This is a genomic window from Tistrella bauzanensis (assembly GCF_014636235.1).
GTDB classification, from domain to species: Bacteria; Pseudomonadota; Alphaproteobacteria; order Tistrellales; family Tistrellaceae; genus Tistrella; species Tistrella bauzanensis.
This window is the reverse complement of the sequence record NZ_BMDZ01000088.1, coordinates 1-16,555: the sequence shown is the minus strand read 5'-3', so window position 1 is coordinate 16,555 and position 16,555 is coordinate 1. Positions and strand designations below refer to the sequence as shown.

Sequence of the window (16,555 nt, the reverse complement as noted above, 5' to 3'; positions counted from 1 at the left end):
TCTCGTCGATCAGCCGTGGCTCATCATGTCCATCGGCATGCGATCATGGGCACATGGGTGACCGTCCATGGGACTTGGTATCATTCGTCTGTGCCACCGCGGTACTGCGTGATCTGGCCGGGCGGCTGGCGGCGGGTGCTGCCGCCGGCAGCCGAGGCGCGGCGCTCGCCGCCGGGCTTGGTGCCGCCGCCGATGATCTGGCGCGGGTGACCGCACATGAACATGTCCTTGATGCCCGCGCCGACCTGGAAGCAGCAATCTTCGGCGATGGCGGCGCTGCGCCGGGTCAGCCGGGAAAGCGCCGGCACGGCATTGCTGATCGACACGGCCGCCCGCCTTGTCGCAGACGCGCTGGAATGGCTGGGGCCGGTGGCGGTCGTCACCCCCGATACCACCCGCATCGACCGGCCCAGCCTGAAGGTGCTGGCCCGCGCCTGCCTGCTGGCGCCCGCCGACAGCCAGGTCACCTGGATCTGGCGGCAGTCGCGCGATGGTGGTTTCAACGCCGTGACGCAGGACAATGTGGCAGCCGACGCATTCGGCCGTCTTGCCGCAGGCAGTCGTGACGATCTGCTCGCCACCCTGCGCACGATCCTGCGGGTCACGCCTGTGAATGGTGCCGTCGGCACGGGCACTGCGGGCATGCCCGGGCCGGTGCGGGTCAGCGCCCGCACCGTCGCCGGGGCCTGTGCATGGCTGTCGACCCAGAATTACGATGCCGGGCTGTGGTGGGCCGGCGGCCTCACCGATCCAACGGTCGACGATCACCGGCTGATCGCCCTGATCCTGACCAACCTCAACCTCCATGATCAGGCGATCGATCAGTTGCAGACCGGTCACGCCAAGGCGCGGCATGCCACGCTGCGCGCGCATCTGCTGTATATGCAGGCACTGATCTGGTCGAAGCGGAAATTCGATCTGGTGCGCAGCGAAGACTGCATCGCCCGCGCCCATCAGGCGCTGGACGCAGCTTTGGCCGATGATCCGGGCGATGTCGCCATGGAACGGGCCTGGCTGCACAATGGTCAGGCGATGAACGCGCTGCTGGTGGCGCGTTTTGCCGGCCGGCCGGTGGCCGAGGCGTTCCCGCTGTCATACGATCATCTGACCCGTGCCTTTGCCGGCGTCACCCGCGGCCATACGCCCGACCGCACCTATCTGCGGTTCAACCTACTGGGCAATATGAGCAATCTGATGGAGATCCGCGGCGAGTACGCCGTGGCGCTGGACCTGCTGACCAAGACCTTCGACGAAGACCTGACCGCGCGCATCGATGATGGCGGCCTGTCGCGCGCGGCACAGCTTTGCATGCGCGCCGGTCTGATGGCACGGTCGGGCGATCCGGCCTCGGCCCTGCCGCTGTTTACCACCGCCCATCAACTGGTCGCGGCGGCGAACCGGCCGCTCAGCGCCGAGATCCTGGCACGCTCGCTTGGCGCCACACAGCTGCGGCTGGGGCTTGTCGATCAGGCGCGGACAGTGTTCACGCAGGGGCTCGATCAGGCCCTGGCGCAACGCGGAGCGGCGGGCGCCCGGGCCCATGGTGCCGGCCTCGCCACCTGCCATCTGCGCCAGGGCCGGCCCGATCAGGCGCTGGATCTGGTGATGCGGCTGGGCGACGAGGACGGGCTGTGGCTGGTGCCGCCCGATGCCGCCCATGCCCGCGACCTGTCGGCCCTGGCGCCGCCGTCGAGCTTTTCGAGCCTGCCGACCAGCCTGCCCGAGATCGACCTTGAAGGGCTGCACGGGGTGAGCATCGCCCGGGTGCTGCATGGCCACAGCGATGATCTGGGGCGACTGGCCCAGGCACGGTGCGCATGACCGCCGCAGCCCCCGATACCACAACCGCGCCGCGCCGGGTGATCGTCTTCGGCGGTGGCCAGATCGGCACCTTCGCCCTGCGCGGCCTGAGGGCAGCCGGCCATGAAGTCATCGTCGCCGACCGTGCGCCCGATGCGGCCTTCCTGCATCGCTATGGCCGCCACGCCGGCCCCGTCCACAGCCTCGACATCTGCGACGCCACGGCGGTTGCCGGACTGATGGCATCCTGTGGCCGGATCGATGCCGTGATCCTGACCGCCGGCATGACCGGGGCGCTGGCCGCGGCCGATCCGGAGGGCGCGCGACGCGTGGCGCTGGACGGCACAGGAACCGTGCTGGATGCGGCAGCCGCCGCCGGCATTCCCCGGGCCGTGCTGGTCAGCAGCCTTGCGGTCTATGGTGCGCCGGCAGAGGCCGACCGCGCCGCCGGCAGCCTGATCGAGAGCCGCGCGCCGATCGACCCGCCCACCCCCTATGGCCGCATCCTGGCCGATATGGAGCGGATGGTCACTGGTCGCCGGGGCGGGATGGGGCCGGACTGCGTGCTGATGCGCATCGCCGGGGTCTATGGCCCCAACCGCTTCGGCCATGGCAGCCATTCCTCAGTACTGCTGGAACGGATGCTGTACTGCGCGGCCCAGGGGTTTTCGCTGACCCTGGAGGGCTATGCCGAGGATCGCGACGATCTGGTCTATGTGAAGGATGTAGGGGCGGCCCTGGCCCGTGCGGCCACCTGCGCCGACCGGCCGGAAGGCCCGATCAATGTCGCGACCGGCCGGGTCGTCAGCATGGCCGAACTGATCGCCGCGCTGGAGGCGGTGTTCGGAACCGTGGATCTGCGGCTGAGGCCGCCTGCCCGGCCACGGCCACCCCTGCAGCGGCTGCCGCTCGACATCGGCCGGCTGACCGGCGGCCTTGGGATCACCCCCGGCACGATCGAGGACAGCCTGAGGGATTATGCCCGCGAGGCCGGCTTCGACGCCGCCGCCGAGGCCCCGTCCGCCGAGGCGACTGCGTGATGCCCGACCCTGCGCACAGGAAAACCCGCCAATGATCGCCGATACCGCACCCGCCTCCGCCATCACCCCCGGAACCCTGCCCGATCTGCGGCTGCTCGCCATCTGCGGGTCGATGAAACCGGCGCCCGGCCAGGACCAGCCATCGGCCTGTCGCACGCTACTGCATGCCGCCATGGGCATTGTCGGCCGCGCCTTTCCAGCCATCGACCTGATGGATCTGCGCGACGAGGCGCTGCCGCCCTTCCAGGGGCTGGACCCGATGGACCATCCCCATCCGGGGGTGCGGCACTGCCATGCCCGCATCGCCGCCGCCTCGGGGCTGGTGCTGTCGGTGCCGGCCTATTGGGGCGGGGTCGGTGGCACCTTCAAATCCTTCGTGGAGACCGTCAGCGGCCCGGCCTATTCGGCGGGCGCGCGCTCGCCCTTCGCCGGCCGGCCAGTGGTGGCGCTGATCGTCGGTGCCGATGCCGCCTCGGCGGCGGCGGCGGCCGAACAACTGCCGGTCATTCTGCATTGCTTGGGCGCGCGGCAGGCCGAGCCGTTCGTGGTGGTCGACGATCCGGCCGCCGCCGGCATGGCCCAGCGGGCGATTCAAGGGCTGGTGGTGGCGACCGCCAGCCTGGCCCGCGACGTCGCCACCGCCGCCACGGTTGCGTCATGACCGGGGCGGCCTCTACGGGTGCCGCCTCCCGGCCTGCCGGTGACCCGATGCTGGCGGTGGCGGCGATCATCGATCAGGCCACCGCCATTCTCGCCGGCGGCGGGCTGTTGGATGGTCGCGCGCCACGCTTCGACCCCGCCGGCTATCGCCATGCGACCCTGGCGGTGGAACAGCGGTTTCAGGTGCCGGAGACCACCATTTCACCGGTGATGCGGCGGTTTCTGTGGCAGCTTGCCCGCATCAGCAGGCCCACCCGCATCTATGGCGCCGGCACCTATGCCGGCTTCGGCTTCGCCTTTCTGGTGGCGGGGCGCGCGACGGTGGATGACGAATTCCAGGCATGGGGGGTGGATTGTGACGCCGCGGCGACCGCGCTGGCCCGGCGCAACGCCGATCACGCCGCCGCCGCCGGTGCCACGGCGTTCCGTACCGGCGGGCCGCTGGAGCTGCGGGCAGCCGATGCGGTCGCCGATCTGGCGACGGACAATCAGCCGATCGACCTGTTGTTCATCGATGTCGACCACCCCCAGACCCGCAAGGCGCTGTATGCCGATGTGCTGCGTGCCGCCCGGCACCGGCTGCAGCCGGGGGCGCTGATCCTGGCCCATGATCCGCTGGTGCCGGGCTTCGCCGGCGATTTTCAGCGCTATGACGCGGCCATCGTCGCCGATCCGGCCCTGCTGGGGCCGGTCGTGCTGCCATTGGACAGTTGCGGCCTGTCGATTGCACGGGTGGTGTCATGACCGCGCGTCCAGCGCCCCTGGCCACCGCGTCGGGACCGCCGGTCGATCTGTCGCTGGGGGTGATCGCGCCCGAACTGTTCGCGGCCGAGGATGCCGGCCGCTCCACCCTGGCGGTGCCGCCCGCCCTGCTGGGGCGCTATTCGCCGCGCGGCGGGCTGCCGCTGCTGCGCCAAGCTGTGGCCGCGATCGAAGCCGTGCCCCCCGATCACATCACCATCACCACCGGCGCGTCCATGGCGCTGACCGCCAGCTTCGCCACCCTGCCTGCCGGCGCCGCCATCCTGCTGCCGCGCCCGGGCTTTCCGGCCTATGCCAATATCGCCCGGTTTCTGGGCCGGCCGGTCGCGTGGTACGACCTGCTGCCACCGGCCGATCCGGCGCAGAGCATCCGCCAGGCCCTGGCCAGGCAGGCGGCCGGGGCGGTGGTGATCAACACCCCCGGCAATCCGCTGGGCAATCTGCTGTCGATCGATCAGGTGGCGACGATCCGCCGGCTGACCCGCGATGCCGGCTGCGCGCTGATCATCGACGAAACCTATGCCGGCCTGATCTTCGACGATCCGGAGAGCGCCGCATGGCAGGGTCAGGGCCGCGGTCTGGATGTGGGGCCGGGGCTGAATGCTGGGCCGGATCGGGCCGCCGGCGCCGGTGACGATGTCATCCGCATCCTCAGCTTCTCGAAACAGTACCGGCTGGCCGGCGCGCGGCTGGGCTATGCCATAGCCAGCCCCGACCGCATCCGGCGGATCGAGGATGTTCACTGGACACTGGCGATGTCGGCGCCGGTGGATGCCCAGATCCATGCAGCATCGGCCCTGGCCGCCCGGCAACGGCTGACGGCGGCGCCCGACATCCCCGCACGGCTGCGCGGGCTGGCGGACAGGGCAATCGGGCATCTGGCACCGGTCGGGGCCTTGGCGGTCGTGCCGCCGCGCGCCGGGCCGGTGATGTGGCTGGAACTGCCCGGATTTCCAGGCGACAGTACCGCCCTGGCCGGGTGCTGCGCCCGCGAGGCCGGGGTTCTGGTGGTGCCGGGGCTGGCCTTCGGGGTGGCGTCGCCACCGGCGGTCCGCTGCTGCTTCGCGGTGCCGGAGCCGGTGCTGGATCAGGCCTTCGGGCGGCTGGCAGCCCGGCTGGACCAGATGGATCCGAACCAGGGGAGCCGCCTGCCATGACCACAGCGTCATCATCGCCCACCGACAGCCGGCCATCGGTTGTGCTGCTGGCGGGCAGCCTGCGCCGGCCATCCTATACCCATGGCCTGTGCCGGGCGCTGGCGGAAAGCCTGGATCGGGCGGGCCTGGCGGCAACCCTGTTCGACATGCGCGATCAGGCGCTGCCGCTGGCCGATGCCGCCTGGCACCGCGACCCGGCCAGCCATCCCGATCCGGTGGTGCGCGAAGTGGTGGCGGCGGTGGACGGGGCAGCGGCGATCGTGCTGGCAACGCCGCTCTATCACAACGGCCCCAGCGGCGCGCTGAAGAACGCGCTCGACCTGCTGTCGATCCCGCAACTGGCCTATAAGCCGGTGGGCCTCGCCAGCCATGGCGGCGGCCGCACCACCCAGGCGGTGGACCAGATGCGGATCTGGGTCCGCGGCCTGCTTGGCCATGCCATCGCCACCCAGGTCTGCACCGACCGGCGCGACTTCACCGAGGCGGCGGCAACCGATCCGTCAGCCGATCCGCAGCTCGCCGAACCGCTGATCCTGCAACGCGTCGACCGCTTCGCGCAGGAAATGGTGGTGATGGCGCAGGTGATGCGGGTGGCCCGACAGGCGCTGACCTAGGATGATCGCCGGTCCGGTCAGCCGCTGGCGGGCACGCTGCCCACCACCACGTCCTCAGCCGTCAGGATCGCGCGGATCACGCCCCCTGAGATTTCCTCATGGGTCAGCCAGCGATCGAAGCTCAGGCCATTCATGATCGCGCCCAGCTTGACCGTGCGATAGCGGCATAACACCGGCCCACCAGCTTCGCGTGACAGCGCCGCGCGGAAGGCTGCGGCATCACCGGCGGCACTACTCAACACATGCACCACCAGACAATCAGGCCGGGCCGCCAGCAGCCGCAACAGCCGGCGCAGCGCGTCCTGGCCGCTGCCATGCATCCAGATCACCACCAGATCCAGCCGGGTGCCCTCGATCGCGGCCTCGATGCCGGTCATGAAGCTGTCGGGTTGCTGCCAGTCCAGATCCAGCGGCACGATCGGCGCCATGCCATCGCCCTGCGACACCGATCTGTGGCGCAGGCTCAGGCCGGCATGGCGCGACACCGCCAGCACCCGTTCCGAGCGCAGGGCCACGGCATCCAGCGCCGCGCGCAGCATGCCGGTTGCCCCGATCATCAGCGCCGTGTGGAACCGGATATCCATGCCAACAGTCTCCGCGATACCGGCGGCACGCGGGTTGCGCCCGGCTCCTGCCGGATTATGGAGGCAGATGCACAGGTTGAACAACTGCTAAGGCTATATCACAAGATCACGAATGGGCGAGCGCGGCCAGCAGGGGCGCCGCCACGATCGCCACCGCCGCCAGATCACGGGCGATCCGGTCCGGCCGGTATTCCAGCTCGGCGATATCGGCACCGACCAGCGGCGCGGTCGCCAGCACGGCGGCCAGAAACGCCGCGGTCTGGTCTGCCGAGGGGCCGCCGGCAACGCTGTACTCGGTGCTGACCACGCCGGGCGCGTGAACATCCAGATCGACATGCACCCAGAGCGGCCGGCCGGCAATGGCGGCGATCGCCCCGGCCGGGTCCAGACCACCATCGGCGCCGGCTGGAACGGTGGTGATCCCGGCGGTATCGATCAGGGCTGCTTCCGCCGGATCCAGATCGCGGGCGCCGGCCAGCACCAGCCGGTCGAACGCCAGCCCCGCACCCTGGCCGCTGCGCCACTGCCCCGCCAGCGCTGTCAGAACCATGCCGCCGATATAGCCGCTGGCGGATGTCCCGGGCGTGTTCAGGTCACCATGAGCATCCAGCCACAGCAGACAGGCATCCGGATGGCGGGCAAAGACCGCCGGCAGATAGCCGATGGCCGCGGCACAGCGATTGGCCACCACCAGCGGCCGGTCGCCCTGATCAAGCAGCCCGGCCAGAGCCTCCCGCGCTGCCGCGAAGGCCGGCGCGCAGGCGGCAAGGGTGGCGGAGAGTCCCGCTGCCGGCACGACCATACCGCCATCCCCGATCTGTCGGGGCACGGTGCCGGCGATGCCGGCAAGGTAGCCTGCCAGAACCGGCACAGCGGCCAATGCATGCGGGTTGCGGTCGGCCGTCCAGCCGGCGGTGGCAAGGATGGCGGGTGCGGGCATGAGCTCCAACCCGGACATGGCATCAACTCCGAAACGACGGCAGGGGCCGGCGGACCATGCCGCCGGCCCCTGCCGTGTCACGTGCCCCTGGATATCGGGGCCGCGGGATAAATGCGGCAGTCGGGCTCACTTGCCCGCGCGCGCCACACCCTCCTCGATCAACTGCTTGGCGGTGTCGACGTCGCCCCAGCCAGCGATCTTCACCCACTTGCCCTTTTCCAGATCCTTGTACCGGGTGAAGAAATGCTCGATCTGGCGGACCAGAAGCTCGGGCAGGTCGGTATAGGTCTGGACGTTGTCGTAGAGCACCGTGATCTTGGAATGGGGCACGGCCAGGATCTTCTCATCCATGCCGCTCTCGTCTTCCATCTTCAGCACGCCGATCGGCCGCGCGCGGATCACCGAACCCGGCACGATCGGATAGGGCGTCACCACCATCACATCGACCGGATCGCCGTCGTCGCTGAGGGTGTTGGGGATGAAGCCGTAATTGGCCGGATAGAACATCGGCGTCGCCATGAAGCGGTCGACCAGGATGGCGCCGCTGTCCTTGTCCAGCTCGTACTTCACCGGATCGCTGTTGGCAGGGATCTCGATGACGACATTGATGTCGGCGGGCACCGCGCGGCCGGCGGCGATCTTGGTCACATCCATTGGTCGGGCCTCTTGTCCCCTGTGGTGCGGAAAGTGAGGACCATGTCCCCGATGCCGCCATCGGCGGTGCCGGGGACATGGTCGTCACTCACGGCGTTAGATAGCACGATCCGCGGTGCGGCGCGAGACGAGCCAGAGCAGGATCAGCCCTGGAATCGCAGCGATCGTGGTTGCCAGGAAGAAGGCTTCCCAGCCCAGTTCCTGGGCCAGCACGCCCCCGGATGACGACAGCCACGTTCGCGCCACCGCCATGAACGACGACAGCAGCGCATATTGCGTGGCGGTATATGACACATTGCAAAGGCTTGAGAGATAGGCCACGAACACTGCGGTGCCCATGCCGCCGGCCAGGTTCTCGAACCCGACCACCGCCGCCAGCAGCGCCACATCGGCGCCGGCCTGCGCCTGGACCATGAAGGCCAGGTTCGACAGCGCCTGAAGCACGCCGCAGATCCACAAGGCCCGCACGATCCCGACCGTGCCGAGCAGAGTGCCGCCCACCCACAACCCGCCCAGCGTCGCCCAGAAGCCGAACAGCTTCGACACCTCGGCGATCTGGGTCTTGTCGAAACCGATTTCGATCAGGAACGGGTTGGTCATCACCCCGGCCAGACTGTCGCCGAATTTGTAGAACACGACGAAGGCCAGGATCAGCCAGGCATTGGGCCGGGTGAGGAATTCGGAAAACGGCGAGACCACCGCCGCATGCAGCCAGCCACCGGCGCGCCCCAGGGCGCCACCGGCGCCCACACGCCTGAACAGCGCCTGACCGGCCGCTTCGGCGGCCAAAGCGTGGCTGCGGTCCACAACCGGTTCCGGCCCGGCCAGAACCGCGATCACCCCCACGCCCATGGCGATCGCCATGGCGGCATAGGCGGCGAACCAGCCCATGCCGTCGGCCACATACAATGCGCCGGCGCCCGAGACCAGCATGCCCAGGCGATAGCCGAACACCGCCATCGCGGCGCCGGCGCCCTGGCGGTCGGCGGGCAGGCGTTCCACCCGATAGGCGTCGATCACGATATCCTGAGTGGCCGAGGCGAAGGCCAGCAGCAGCGCCCACAGCGCCGTCGTCCACGGATCGACCGAGGGGTCGGCATGGCCCAGCCCCAGCATGGCGCCGATCACCGCCGCCTGCGAGACCAGCAGCCACGACCGGCGGTGGCCGAACAGCCGGGCAAGACCGGGCAGATGCACCCGGTCGACCAGCGGCGCCCACAGGAACTTGAGCGCATATGGGGTGCCGACGGCGGCGAACAGGCCGATCGCCGCCTTCGAGATCCCCTGTTCGGCCAGCCTGACGCTGAGCGTGCCGAAACTGAGGGCGAGCGGCAGGCCGCTCGCGAACCCCAGGAACAGCATCTGAAGGACACGCGGCTCCAGATAGATCCGCGTGCCATCGACGAACCGGCCCAACCGGCCGCGGGTCTCGCCGCCTGCGCTCATATCCGCCGTCCGTCAGGCTTCAGGGATGGAGAGAGGGAGAGACGGAGATCAGGCGCTGTCGCCGGCACGTGCCGCGCGCTTGCGCTCGTTCGGATCCAGATAGCGCTTGCGCAGCCGGATCGACTTGGGCGTCACCTCGATCAGCTCATCTTCCTCGATATAGGCAATCGCCTCTTCGAGGCTCATCAGCTTGGGCGGGGTCAGCCGGATGGCGTCGTCCTTGCCCGACGAGCGGATGTTGGTCAACTGCTTGGCCTTCAGCGCGTTCACATCCAGGTCGTTGCCCCGGTTGTGCTCACCCACCAGCATGCCGCCATAGATCTTGGTCTGCGGCTCGACGAACAGCATGCCGCGCTCTTCCAGGTTCCACAGCGCGTAGGCCACGGCCTCACCGGTCGAATTCGACACCAGCACGCCATTGCGGCGGCCTTCCATGTCGCCCTTATGCGGGCCGTAATGCGAGAACAGGCGGTTCAGAACGCCAGTGCCACGGGTATCCGACAGGAACTCGCTGCGATAGCCGATCAGGCCACGCGACGGCGCCATGAACACGATCCGGGTCTTGCCGCCCCCGGTCGGGGTCATGTCGGTCATCTCGGCCTTGCGCAGGCTCATCTTCTCGACCACGACGCCGGTGTATTCCTCGTCGACGTCGACATGCACCTCTTCGATCGGCTCTTCGAGCTGACCGGTCTCGGCGTTCTCGCGGAACAGCACGCGCGGGCGCGAGATCGACATCTCGAAGCCCTCGCGGCGCATGGTCTCGACCAGCACGCCAAGCTGAAGCTCGCCACGACCGGCGACCTCATAGGCGTCCTTGCTCGGCAGCTCGGTCACGCGGATCGCGACATTGCTCTCCGCCTCGCGGAACAGCCGGTCGCGGATCATGCGCGAGGTGACCTTGTCGCCTTCCTGGCCCGACAGCGGACTGTCATTGACCGAAATGCTGACCGCCATGGTCGGCGGGTCGATCGGCCGGGCCGCCAGGGGCACGGTGATCGTGGAGGTGCCGATGGTGTCGGCGACCGTCGCCTTCGACAGGCCCGCGATCGAGACGATGTCGCCGGCTTCCGCCGTATCGACCGATTCGCGCTTCAGCCCGTCGCTGCGCAGGATCTTCGTCAGCCGGGCGTCTTCCACCACCGTGCCGTCGCGGCGAAGCGCGCGCACCGGCTGGTTGACCTTGATCACGCCCGACACGATGCGGCCGGTGAGCACGCGCCCGATATAGGGGTCGTTCTCGATCATGGTCGCCAGCATGGTGAACGGCGCGTCGCGGTCGACATCGGGCGCCGGCACATGCTCGACGATCACGTCGAGCAGCGGATGCAGGTTCTCGCCCGAGGTGACGGCGTCGAGCGAGGCCCAGCCTGAGCGGCCCGAGGCATAGACGACGCGGAAATCGAGCTGCTCCTCGTCGGCGCCCAGCGCCGCGAACAGGTCGAAGACCTCGTTGAGCACGGTGTCGGGGCGGGCGTCGGGGCGGTCCATCTTGTTGACCACCACGATCGGCCGCAGGCCCTTGGCCAGCGCCTTGGACAGAACGAACTTGGTCTGGGGCCGCACGCTTTCGGCCGAATCGACCAGCAGCAGGGCGCCATCCACCATGTCGAGGATCCGCTCGACCTCACCGCCGAAATCGGCATGGCCGGGGGTGTCGACGATGTTGAGGCGGTAATCCTTCCAGGCGACTGCCGTGCACTTGGCCAGGATGGTGATGCCGCGCTCACGCTCGAGATCGTTCGAGTCCATCGCCCGGTCGGCGAGCTGCTGGTGGGCGCGCACGGCGCCACTCTGCTGGAGCAGGGCGTCGATCAGCGTGGTCTTGCCGTGGTCGACGTGGGCGATGATCGCGAGATTGCGCAGGACGGTCATACGGGTCTGACAAGCCTTGAGAGATGGCGGCGGCACGTCGCGTGCCGCCGTCCGCCCGCGACCGCCCCGGGGGCCAGAATCAGGCCGATTCTGGCTCAGGCCGACCGCTCGACGAGGCGGGCGATCGATCCCTGGGGGCGCGGGCCGATTTGGCCGATGATCCCGGCGGCGGCCAAGCCGCCGAGTCGGGCGGACCGCGCGAGATCGAACCCGTGGGTCAGCCCGTAAAGGAAACCGGCCGCATAAAGATCACCGGCGCCGGTGGTGTCGATCACCTCTGGCACCGGGCTCGCGGCCACGGCGACCGGCGCTCCCTCGCGGGGCACGATCACCGAACCATGTTCGCTGCGGGTCAGTGCAGCAATTTCCACCCGCCCCGTCACCGAACGCATCGCCGCGTCGAAGTCGTCGGTCTCCGCAAGCGCGGTGATTTCGGCTTCGTTCGCGAACAGGATGTCGATATGGTCGTCGATAAGCTGGTGGAATTCGCCACGGAAGCGGTCGACGCAGAATTTGTCGGACAGGCTGAACGCCACCCGTGTTCCGCTGCGCCGTGCCGCCCGCATCGCCTTGAGGCAGGCTTCCTTCGCGGGTGCAAGATCCCACAAATAGCCTTCCACGTACAGTATTTCGGCACGGGCAACTTCGTTTTCGTCGACATCGTCGGGCGAGAGGTGAACGCTGGCCCCCAGATAGGTGTTCATGGTCCGCTGTCCATCGGGCGTGATCAGCACGAAGCAGCGCGCCGTGGGCGGGGCATCGGCGGCCGGCGGCGTGCCATAGGCAACCCCCAACGCCCGGATATCATGCCCGAACACACGGCCCAGCTGATCGTCGGCGACCCGGCCGATGAAGGCTGTCCGAGCGCCCAGAGCCGACAGGCCGGCAATGGTATTGGCGGCCGACCCGCCCGAGCTTTCCACAGCCGGCCCCATCGCTGCATAGATCGCCTCGGCGCGCTCGGCGTCGATCAGCGCCATCGTTCCCTTCACCATCCCCTGATCGGTGAGGAAGGGGTCATCCGTGCGCGCCAGGATATCGACGATGGCATTGCCGAGGCCGAGGACGTGATAGCTTTTTGCGGTCATGGGGGCGGAATTCCCTGGTGGTTGGAGCCGGTGACGGAGACGGGTTGCGCATCCTCAACCACAGGATGCGCAAGCATCGGCGCACAGTATAGACGGATTTCGCCCCCGGTGCGACGCGGGCGCGCGATTTCCGCGGCGCAAACCACAATTGCGGCCTTGTCGGCGGCGTTTGGACAGCGTATCAATCGAACAGGTTTCGCAGGTGCACGCGCCCGCTGTCACGGCCCGGGCGCCGCCTGCGCGAGCCTTGTCTGTTTGTCTGTTTCCCCGCTTTTCCGTCCCCCGGAGACGTTGCGCATCATGGCGCTCATCACCACCACGGTCGGACGCACGCTCGGCAATCTCGACGACGCGCGCATGTGGCGGCCGCTCGCCATCGGCATTTTCGGCTCCGCCGTGCTGATGGGTCTGTTGTGGTGGCTGGCGGTGGGCTGGATCGACGCCACCGGGCTGACCGGCATCTCGTGGCTGGATGCCACGATCTCCTATGCCGGCGATTTCGCCGTGGTGGTCATCTCGGCCTGGCTGTTGTTCGTGCCGATCACCTCGGCGGTGATGGGGATGCTGATCGACGACGTCGCCGAGGTGGTCGAGGCACGCAGCTATCCCGGCCTGCCGCCGGCCAAGGGCGCCGGCTTCTGGCCGTCGCTGGCGTCAGGACTGCGCTTCGGGCTGTTCGCCCTGTTCCTGAACATCCTGGTTCTGCCGCTCTATTTCGTGCCGGTGCTCAACCTGGTGCTGTTCGTGTGCCTGAACGGCGTGCTGCTCAGCCGGGAATACTTTGAAATGGCGGCGTTGCGCCGGATGAGCCCGGCGGATGCCAAGGCCATGCGCCTGCGCCATCGCAGCCTGTTGTTCATCCACGGTGCGGCGGTGTCGTTCCTGTTCGCGATCCCGTTCGTCAACCTGACCGCGCCGATCATCTCGGCCGCCATCTTCACCCATCTCTTCACCCTGATCAGGGAGCGCGAAGCCCGTGAGCTGCGCCGTCCGTGACGCCCTTCGCAGACACACCCGCCCCACTCGCCCCGGGTGTACCGCCCGCCGGTATACCCCCCGTTTCCGGGCCATGATCGCAACCCTGTTCCTGGCCGGCCCCGCCCTTGCCGGCTGCCAGACCACCGGTGTTCCTGATACCGGCATGACCCAGGCGCGCCCGCAGGCGCGTGTCGCCAGCATCACGGCGCCGAAGCCCGGGGGCGTGGCCGGGGTGGGGCTGGACGAGGTGATGGCGCTGGATCAGACCGACATCACCAGCCGCTTCGGACGCCCGGCGCTGGCGCGGCGCGAGGGCCGGTCGGTGTTCTGGCGCTATTCCGACAACCGCTGCGCGCTGATCCTGTATTTCCCGGCAGGCAACACCACCGATCCGCGAGGCGCCCGGCCCAGCCATGGCGTGATCCGCTGGTTCGCCAGCCACAGCGCCGCCACCGCCGATGCCGATTGTCTGGCCGGCTTCGATCGCAGCAATCTGGCGGCTCAGTTCTCGCCGACCGGCATCTGAACCGGGGCCGGCAGGGCGGCGGGTGGCGTCTTCAGCTTGTAGCGGCACAGATCCGCCACCATGCAGGCGGGACAATCGGGCTTGCGGGCCTTGCAGACGTAACGCCCATGCAGGATCAGCCAGTGATGGGCATGCAGGCGATAGGCCTTGGGGACTTTACGCTCCAGGGCCTTTTCCACGTCCAGCGGTGTGCGGCCGGGGGCAAGCCCGGTGCGGTTGCCGACCCGGAAGATATGGGTGTCGACCGCGATGGTCGGCTCGCCAAAGGCCACGTTCAGCACCACATTGGCGGTCTTGCGGCCAACGCCGGACAGGGCTTCCAGTGCCGCCCGGTCGCGCGGCACCTCGCCGCCATGCAGATCGACCAGCAGCCGGCTCAGCGCGATGACGTTCTTCGCCTTGGCATTGAACAGACCGATGGTCTTGATATGCGCCTTCAGCCCGTCCTCGCCCAGTGCCAGCATAGCGGCCGGGTTATCGACCTGCTGAAACAGCAGGCGGGTCGCCTTGTTGACCCCCACATCCGTCGCCTGGGCAGACAGAACCACCGCCACCAGCAACTGGTAGACAGTGCCATAGGCAAGCTCGGTCTGCGGCGCCGGGTCGGCGGCGGACAGCCTGCGAAAGAATTCCTCGACATCGGCGCGCTTCATGGGATCAGACAATACCGCCCGCGGCCGGTGGTTGGGAAGGGTCAGTGGTCGTGAAGGGGCCGGTGGTTGCGAAGGGGCCGGTGGTTGCGAAGGGGTCGGGGGTTGCGAAGGGGCCAGACGATAGCGACGCGCACTTGGCGGCGGCGGGCATCCGTCCATATACTCATGCCATGAGCCAGAACCCACCCGCGCCGTCCGCACGCCTTGGTGATGTTGTTCCGCCGGTCGCCGATCAGCCGCTGATCTTCGATGCGCTGCTGACGCCGCACCGGTCGTTGTCGCATGGCGGGTTCAAGTGGGTGATGATCGCGCTGGCGGTGGTGCTGGCGCCGATGGGGCTGTATTTCCTCAGCCTGGGCGCCTGGCCGGTCTTCGGCTTCTGCGGGCTGGAACTACTGCTGGTCTGGCTGGGGTTCAGGTTCAGCTATCGCACCGGCCAGGCCCATGAACGCCTGCGTCTCACCCCCGACAATCTCAGGATCGAGCAGACCGACCATCACGGCCAGACCCGCACCCATGAATTCCAGCCCTACTGGCTGCGGGTGGAACTGGTCGAACCCGATGCCGGCCAGGAAGACGGCTTCGGGCCGCAGGAACTGGCCATCACCAGCCATGGCCGCCGCCTGATCATCGGCCGCTTCCTCACCCCGTCGGAACGCCGCGACTTCGCCCGCGCCCTTGAAGGCGCCCTCCACCGCGCCCGCATGCCCCAGCCGACGCGGCAGGTGCTGGCGTGAGGAGGGGGTAAAGCAGCCCGCCGCCGCAGGTATAGAGGTTCAATACCCTTGGGCGTGCCGCAGATAGGGCGAGTCCGACAACCGCTTGTCGATGCGCCTCAATTCGTCGTCATCCAGCTTGAACTGATCGATCAGCGCATTGAAATGGCGTCTGTCCGCCTCGGAATAAGCCTCACAGGCCTGTCGGGCACGTTCGATCTGATCAAGAAGCGCCTTTCGGCCGGCTGTGTCGCTCATGGCTCCCCCTCCTGACGTTCCTGATGCTGTTGTAGCACTTCGCCCAGGCGCATCGTCAGCAATACCTCATGCTTAAGGTAGGCACCGCTGTTCCCATTGTCGACAACTGGCACGGCATCGGTTTCCTGCCACCGCGACACGCGGCCTGCCCGGTCCTTGCGAATCCGGCTGCCAAGTCGAAAGACCCGATCATACAGGCGGGGTGTTATGCCGACGAAGGGCAGGAAATGCAAGGCCTTGGCTGTCGCCGGCGGATCATCGTCATGAACCACCGACTTGGCATAGAGCAGCCTCGTCAGGCTTTTGGGATAGGGCTCGATGTATATGACCCGCGAGATCCCTGCCGCGATAAGGTGGCGCGCACACATATGGCAGGGATAGGTCGTGCAATAAACTGTTGCACCAGCAACCGCATGGCCCCGTCTGGCCGCATCGGTCAGCGCAGCCATTTCCGCGTGAACAATACGACCGAATTCGATCAAGTTCGACACGCGGCGACGTCTGAATATCTTCCTAAAGTCGCCATCCAGCATATCATCAACTGTTTTCTTAACGTCAATACCATCTTTCAGAAGGTCCGCATCATACATTGCCTGGACGAATTCGGTAAAGATGGTCCGGCGCATATAGGCGTTAGCATCTCCGGCTATGATGTCTCGCCCTTCATTGTCAGGCAGCAGGGCCGACCAGTCTGTGCCACCTCCCGGAACCGGCACCTCGTTAACAGGCTGCGGAAAAATCCTTCCCTCATTTTATCCGGCGTGATTCGATCGCGTGGAGCTTTGTTAGGGGGAGATGATGCGG

General features: G+C 67.9%; 19 protein-coding genes. 9 read left to right on the top strand and 10 right to left on the bottom strand.

Features of this window, described 5'->3' with window-relative positions; all coding sequences use genetic code 11:
- Nucleotides 1-80: 80 nt before the first annotated feature.
- Nucleotides 81-218 (bottom strand): hypothetical protein, encoded by a 138-nt coding sequence (locus tag IEW15_RS22705; protein ID WP_188582298.1) that lies wholly within the window; start codon nt 216-218, stop codon nt 81-83.
- Nucleotides 219-231: 13 nt separating this feature from the next.
- Here IEW15_RS22705 and IEW15_RS22700 point away from each other — a divergent pair, with 13 nt between their 5' ends.
- Genes IEW15_RS22700 through IEW15_RS22675 form a run of 6 tightly spaced genes read left to right on the top strand, consistent with a single transcriptional unit; the run spans nt 232 to nt 6,033 of the window.
- On the top strand, nt 232-1,821 hold the full coding sequence (locus IEW15_RS22700) for a hypothetical protein (protein ID WP_188582296.1): 1,590 nt from the start codon (nt 232-234) through the stop codon (nt 1,819-1,821).
- Complete coding sequence (locus IEW15_RS22695; protein ID WP_188582294.1) at nt 1,818-2,840, top strand: NAD-dependent epimerase/dehydratase family protein; 1,023 nt, start codon at nt 1,818-1,820, stop codon at nt 2,838-2,840. Before IEW15_RS22700 ends, IEW15_RS22695 begins: the two co-directional genes overlap by 4 nt.
- A 31-nt stretch (nt 2,841-2,871) precedes the next feature.
- A complete protein-coding gene (locus IEW15_RS22690) occupies nt 2,872-3,501 on the top strand; it encodes an NADPH-dependent FMN reductase (RefSeq protein ID WP_188582292.1) in 630 nt (209 codons plus the stop codon).
- Nucleotides 3,498-4,244 (top strand): O-methyltransferase, encoded by a 747-nt coding sequence (locus tag IEW15_RS22685; protein WP_188582290.1) that lies wholly within the window; start codon nt 3,498-3,500, stop codon nt 4,242-4,244. Before IEW15_RS22690 ends, IEW15_RS22685 begins: the two co-directional genes overlap by 4 nt.
- Nucleotides 4,241-5,419 (top strand): pyridoxal phosphate-dependent aminotransferase, encoded by a 1,179-nt coding sequence (locus tag IEW15_RS22680; protein ID WP_188582288.1) that lies wholly within the window; start codon nt 4,241-4,243, stop codon nt 5,417-5,419. Before IEW15_RS22685 ends, IEW15_RS22680 begins: the two co-directional genes overlap by 4 nt.
- Entirely contained in the window at nt 5,416-6,033 is a 618-nt protein-coding gene (locus IEW15_RS22675; RefSeq protein ID WP_188582286.1) for an NADPH-dependent FMN reductase, read from the top strand. Before IEW15_RS22680 ends, IEW15_RS22675 begins: the two co-directional genes overlap by 4 nt.
- A 17-nt stretch (nt 6,034-6,050) precedes the next feature.
- Here the strand turns inward: IEW15_RS22675 and IEW15_RS22670 are convergent, their stop codons facing one another.
- The 6 genes from IEW15_RS22670 to IEW15_RS22645 form a co-directional block, all read right to left on the bottom strand.
- Nucleotides 6,051-6,617, bottom strand: a complete 567-nt coding sequence (locus tag IEW15_RS22670) for a Rossmann-fold NAD(P)-binding domain-containing protein (RefSeq protein ID WP_188582284.1) — start codon at nt 6,615-6,617, stop codon at nt 6,051-6,053.
- Nucleotides 6,618-6,723: 106 nt separating this feature from the next.
- Nucleotides 6,724-7,557, bottom strand: a complete 834-nt coding sequence (locus tag IEW15_RS22665; protein ID WP_188582283.1) for an arginase family protein — start codon at nt 7,555-7,557, stop codon at nt 6,724-6,726.
- A 126-nt stretch (nt 7,558-7,683) separates the two neighbouring features.
- Complete coding sequence (gene ppa, locus IEW15_RS22660; RefSeq protein ID WP_188582280.1) at nt 7,684-8,211, bottom strand: inorganic diphosphatase; 528 nt, start codon at nt 8,209-8,211, stop codon at nt 7,684-7,686.
- Nucleotides 8,212-8,307: 96 nt separating this feature from the next.
- Nucleotides 8,308-9,657, bottom strand: coding sequence for an AmpG family muropeptide MFS transporter (locus IEW15_RS22655; RefSeq protein ID WP_188582278.1), 1,350 nt, complete (start codon nt 9,655-9,657; stop codon nt 8,308-8,310).
- A gap of 48 nt (nt 9,658-9,705) precedes the next feature.
- Nucleotides 9,706-11,532, bottom strand: a complete 1,827-nt coding sequence (gene typA, locus IEW15_RS22650) for a translational GTPase TypA (RefSeq protein WP_188582276.1) — start codon at nt 11,530-11,532, stop codon at nt 9,706-9,708.
- 95 nt (nt 11,533-11,627) lie between these two features.
- Nucleotides 11,628-12,620 (bottom strand): adenosine kinase, encoded by a 993-nt coding sequence (locus IEW15_RS22645; protein WP_188582275.1) that lies wholly within the window; start codon nt 12,618-12,620, stop codon nt 11,628-11,630.
- 300 nt (nt 12,621-12,920) lie between these two features.
- Here IEW15_RS22645 and IEW15_RS22640 point away from each other — a divergent pair, with 300 nt between their 5' ends.
- Entirely contained in the window at nt 12,921-13,616 is a 696-nt protein-coding gene (locus IEW15_RS22640; RefSeq protein ID WP_188582273.1) for an EI24 domain-containing protein, read from the top strand.
- Between the two features lie 73 nt (nt 13,617-13,689).
- The gene (locus IEW15_RS22635) at nt 13,690-14,124 is read left to right on the top strand and encodes a hypothetical protein (RefSeq protein WP_188582271.1); all 435 of its coding nucleotides are present in this window, start codon (nt 13,690-13,692) and stop codon (nt 14,122-14,124) included.
- Here IEW15_RS22635 and nth read toward each other — a convergent pair.
- Nucleotides 14,100-14,777, bottom strand: coding sequence for an endonuclease III (gene nth, locus IEW15_RS22630; RefSeq protein WP_188582269.1), 678 nt, complete (start codon nt 14,775-14,777; stop codon nt 14,100-14,102). The two genes, IEW15_RS22635 and nth, sit on opposite strands and share 25 nt — an antisense overlap.
- A gap of 170 nt (nt 14,778-14,947) precedes the next feature.
- Here nth and IEW15_RS22625 point away from each other — a divergent pair, with 170 nt between their 5' ends.
- Entirely contained in the window at nt 14,948-15,514 is a 567-nt protein-coding gene (locus tag IEW15_RS22625; protein WP_188582267.1) for a DUF2244 domain-containing protein, read from the top strand.
- A gap of 39 nt (nt 15,515-15,553) precedes the next feature.
- Here the strand turns inward: IEW15_RS22625 and IEW15_RS22620 are convergent, their stop codons facing one another.
- Nucleotides 15,554-15,751 (bottom strand): hypothetical protein, encoded by a 198-nt coding sequence (locus IEW15_RS22620; protein ID WP_188582265.1) that lies wholly within the window; start codon nt 15,749-15,751, stop codon nt 15,554-15,556.
- Entirely contained in the window at nt 15,748-16,377 is a 630-nt protein-coding gene (locus IEW15_RS22615) for a deaminase (protein ID WP_188582263.1), read from the bottom strand. The genes IEW15_RS22620 and IEW15_RS22615 overlap by 4 nt, the downstream gene beginning before the upstream one ends.
- Nucleotides 16,378-16,555: the final 178 nt, after the last annotated feature.

Bases quoted from the DNA above. Each gene is read 5' to 3' on its own strand.
- IEW15_RS22675 (WP_188582286.1), top strand. From the start codon at position 5,416: ATGACCACAGCGTCATCATCGCCCACCGACAGCCGGCCATCGGTTGTG.
- IEW15_RS22655 (WP_188582278.1), bottom strand. From the start codon at position 9,657: ATGAGCGCAGGCGGCGAGACCCGCGGCCGGTTGGGCCGGTTCGTCGAT.
- IEW15_RS22680 (WP_188582288.1), top strand. From the start codon at position 4,241: ATGACCGCGCGTCCAGCGCCCCTGGCCACCGCGTCGGGACCGCCGGTC.
- IEW15_RS22695 (WP_188582294.1), top strand. From the start codon at position 1,818: ATGACCGCCGCAGCCCCCGATACCACAACCGCGCCGCGCCGGGTGATC.
- IEW15_RS22645 (WP_188582275.1), bottom strand. From the start codon at position 12,620: ATGACCGCAAAAAGCTATCACGTCCTCGGCCTCGGCAATGCCATCGTC.
- IEW15_RS22615 (WP_188582263.1), bottom strand. From the start codon at position 16,377: ATGCGCCGGACCATCTTTACCGAATTCGTCCAGGCAATGTATGATGCG.
- IEW15_RS22690 (WP_188582292.1), top strand. From the start codon at position 2,872: ATGATCGCCGATACCGCACCCGCCTCCGCCATCACCCCCGGAACCCTG.
- IEW15_RS22700 (WP_188582296.1), top strand. From the start codon at position 232: ATGCCCGCGCCGACCTGGAAGCAGCAATCTTCGGCGATGGCGGCGCTG.
- IEW15_RS22640 (WP_188582273.1), top strand. From the start codon at position 12,921: ATGGCGCTCATCACCACCACGGTCGGACGCACGCTCGGCAATCTCGAC.
- IEW15_RS22685 (WP_188582290.1), top strand. From the start codon at position 3,498: ATGACCGGGGCGGCCTCTACGGGTGCCGCCTCCCGGCCTGCCGGTGAC.
- IEW15_RS22635 (WP_188582271.1), top strand. From the start codon at position 13,690: ATGATCGCAACCCTGTTCCTGGCCGGCCCCGCCCTTGCCGGCTGCCAG.
- IEW15_RS22665 (WP_188582283.1), bottom strand. From the start codon at position 7,557: ATGCCCGCACCCGCCATCCTTGCCACCGCCGGCTGGACGGCCGACCGC.
- nth (WP_188582269.1), bottom strand. From the start codon at position 14,777: ATGAAGCGCGCCGATGTCGAGGAATTCTTTCGCAGGCTGTCCGCCGCC.
- IEW15_RS22670 (WP_188582284.1), bottom strand. From the start codon at position 6,617: ATGGATATCCGGTTCCACACGGCGCTGATGATCGGGGCAACCGGCATG.
- typA (WP_188582276.1), bottom strand. From the start codon at position 11,532: ATGACCGTCCTGCGCAATCTCGCGATCATCGCCCACGTCGACCACGGC.
- IEW15_RS22625 (WP_188582267.1), top strand. From the start codon at position 14,948: ATGAGCCAGAACCCACCCGCGCCGTCCGCACGCCTTGGTGATGTTGTT.
- IEW15_RS22705 (WP_188582298.1), bottom strand. From the start codon at position 218: ATGTGCGGTCACCCGCGCCAGATCATCGGCGGCGGCACCAAGCCCGGC.
- ppa (WP_188582280.1), bottom strand. From the start codon at position 8,211: ATGGATGTGACCAAGATCGCCGCCGGCCGCGCGGTGCCCGCCGACATC.
- IEW15_RS22620 (WP_188582265.1), bottom strand. From the start codon at position 15,751: ATGAGCGACACAGCCGGCCGAAAGGCGCTTCTTGATCAGATCGAACGT.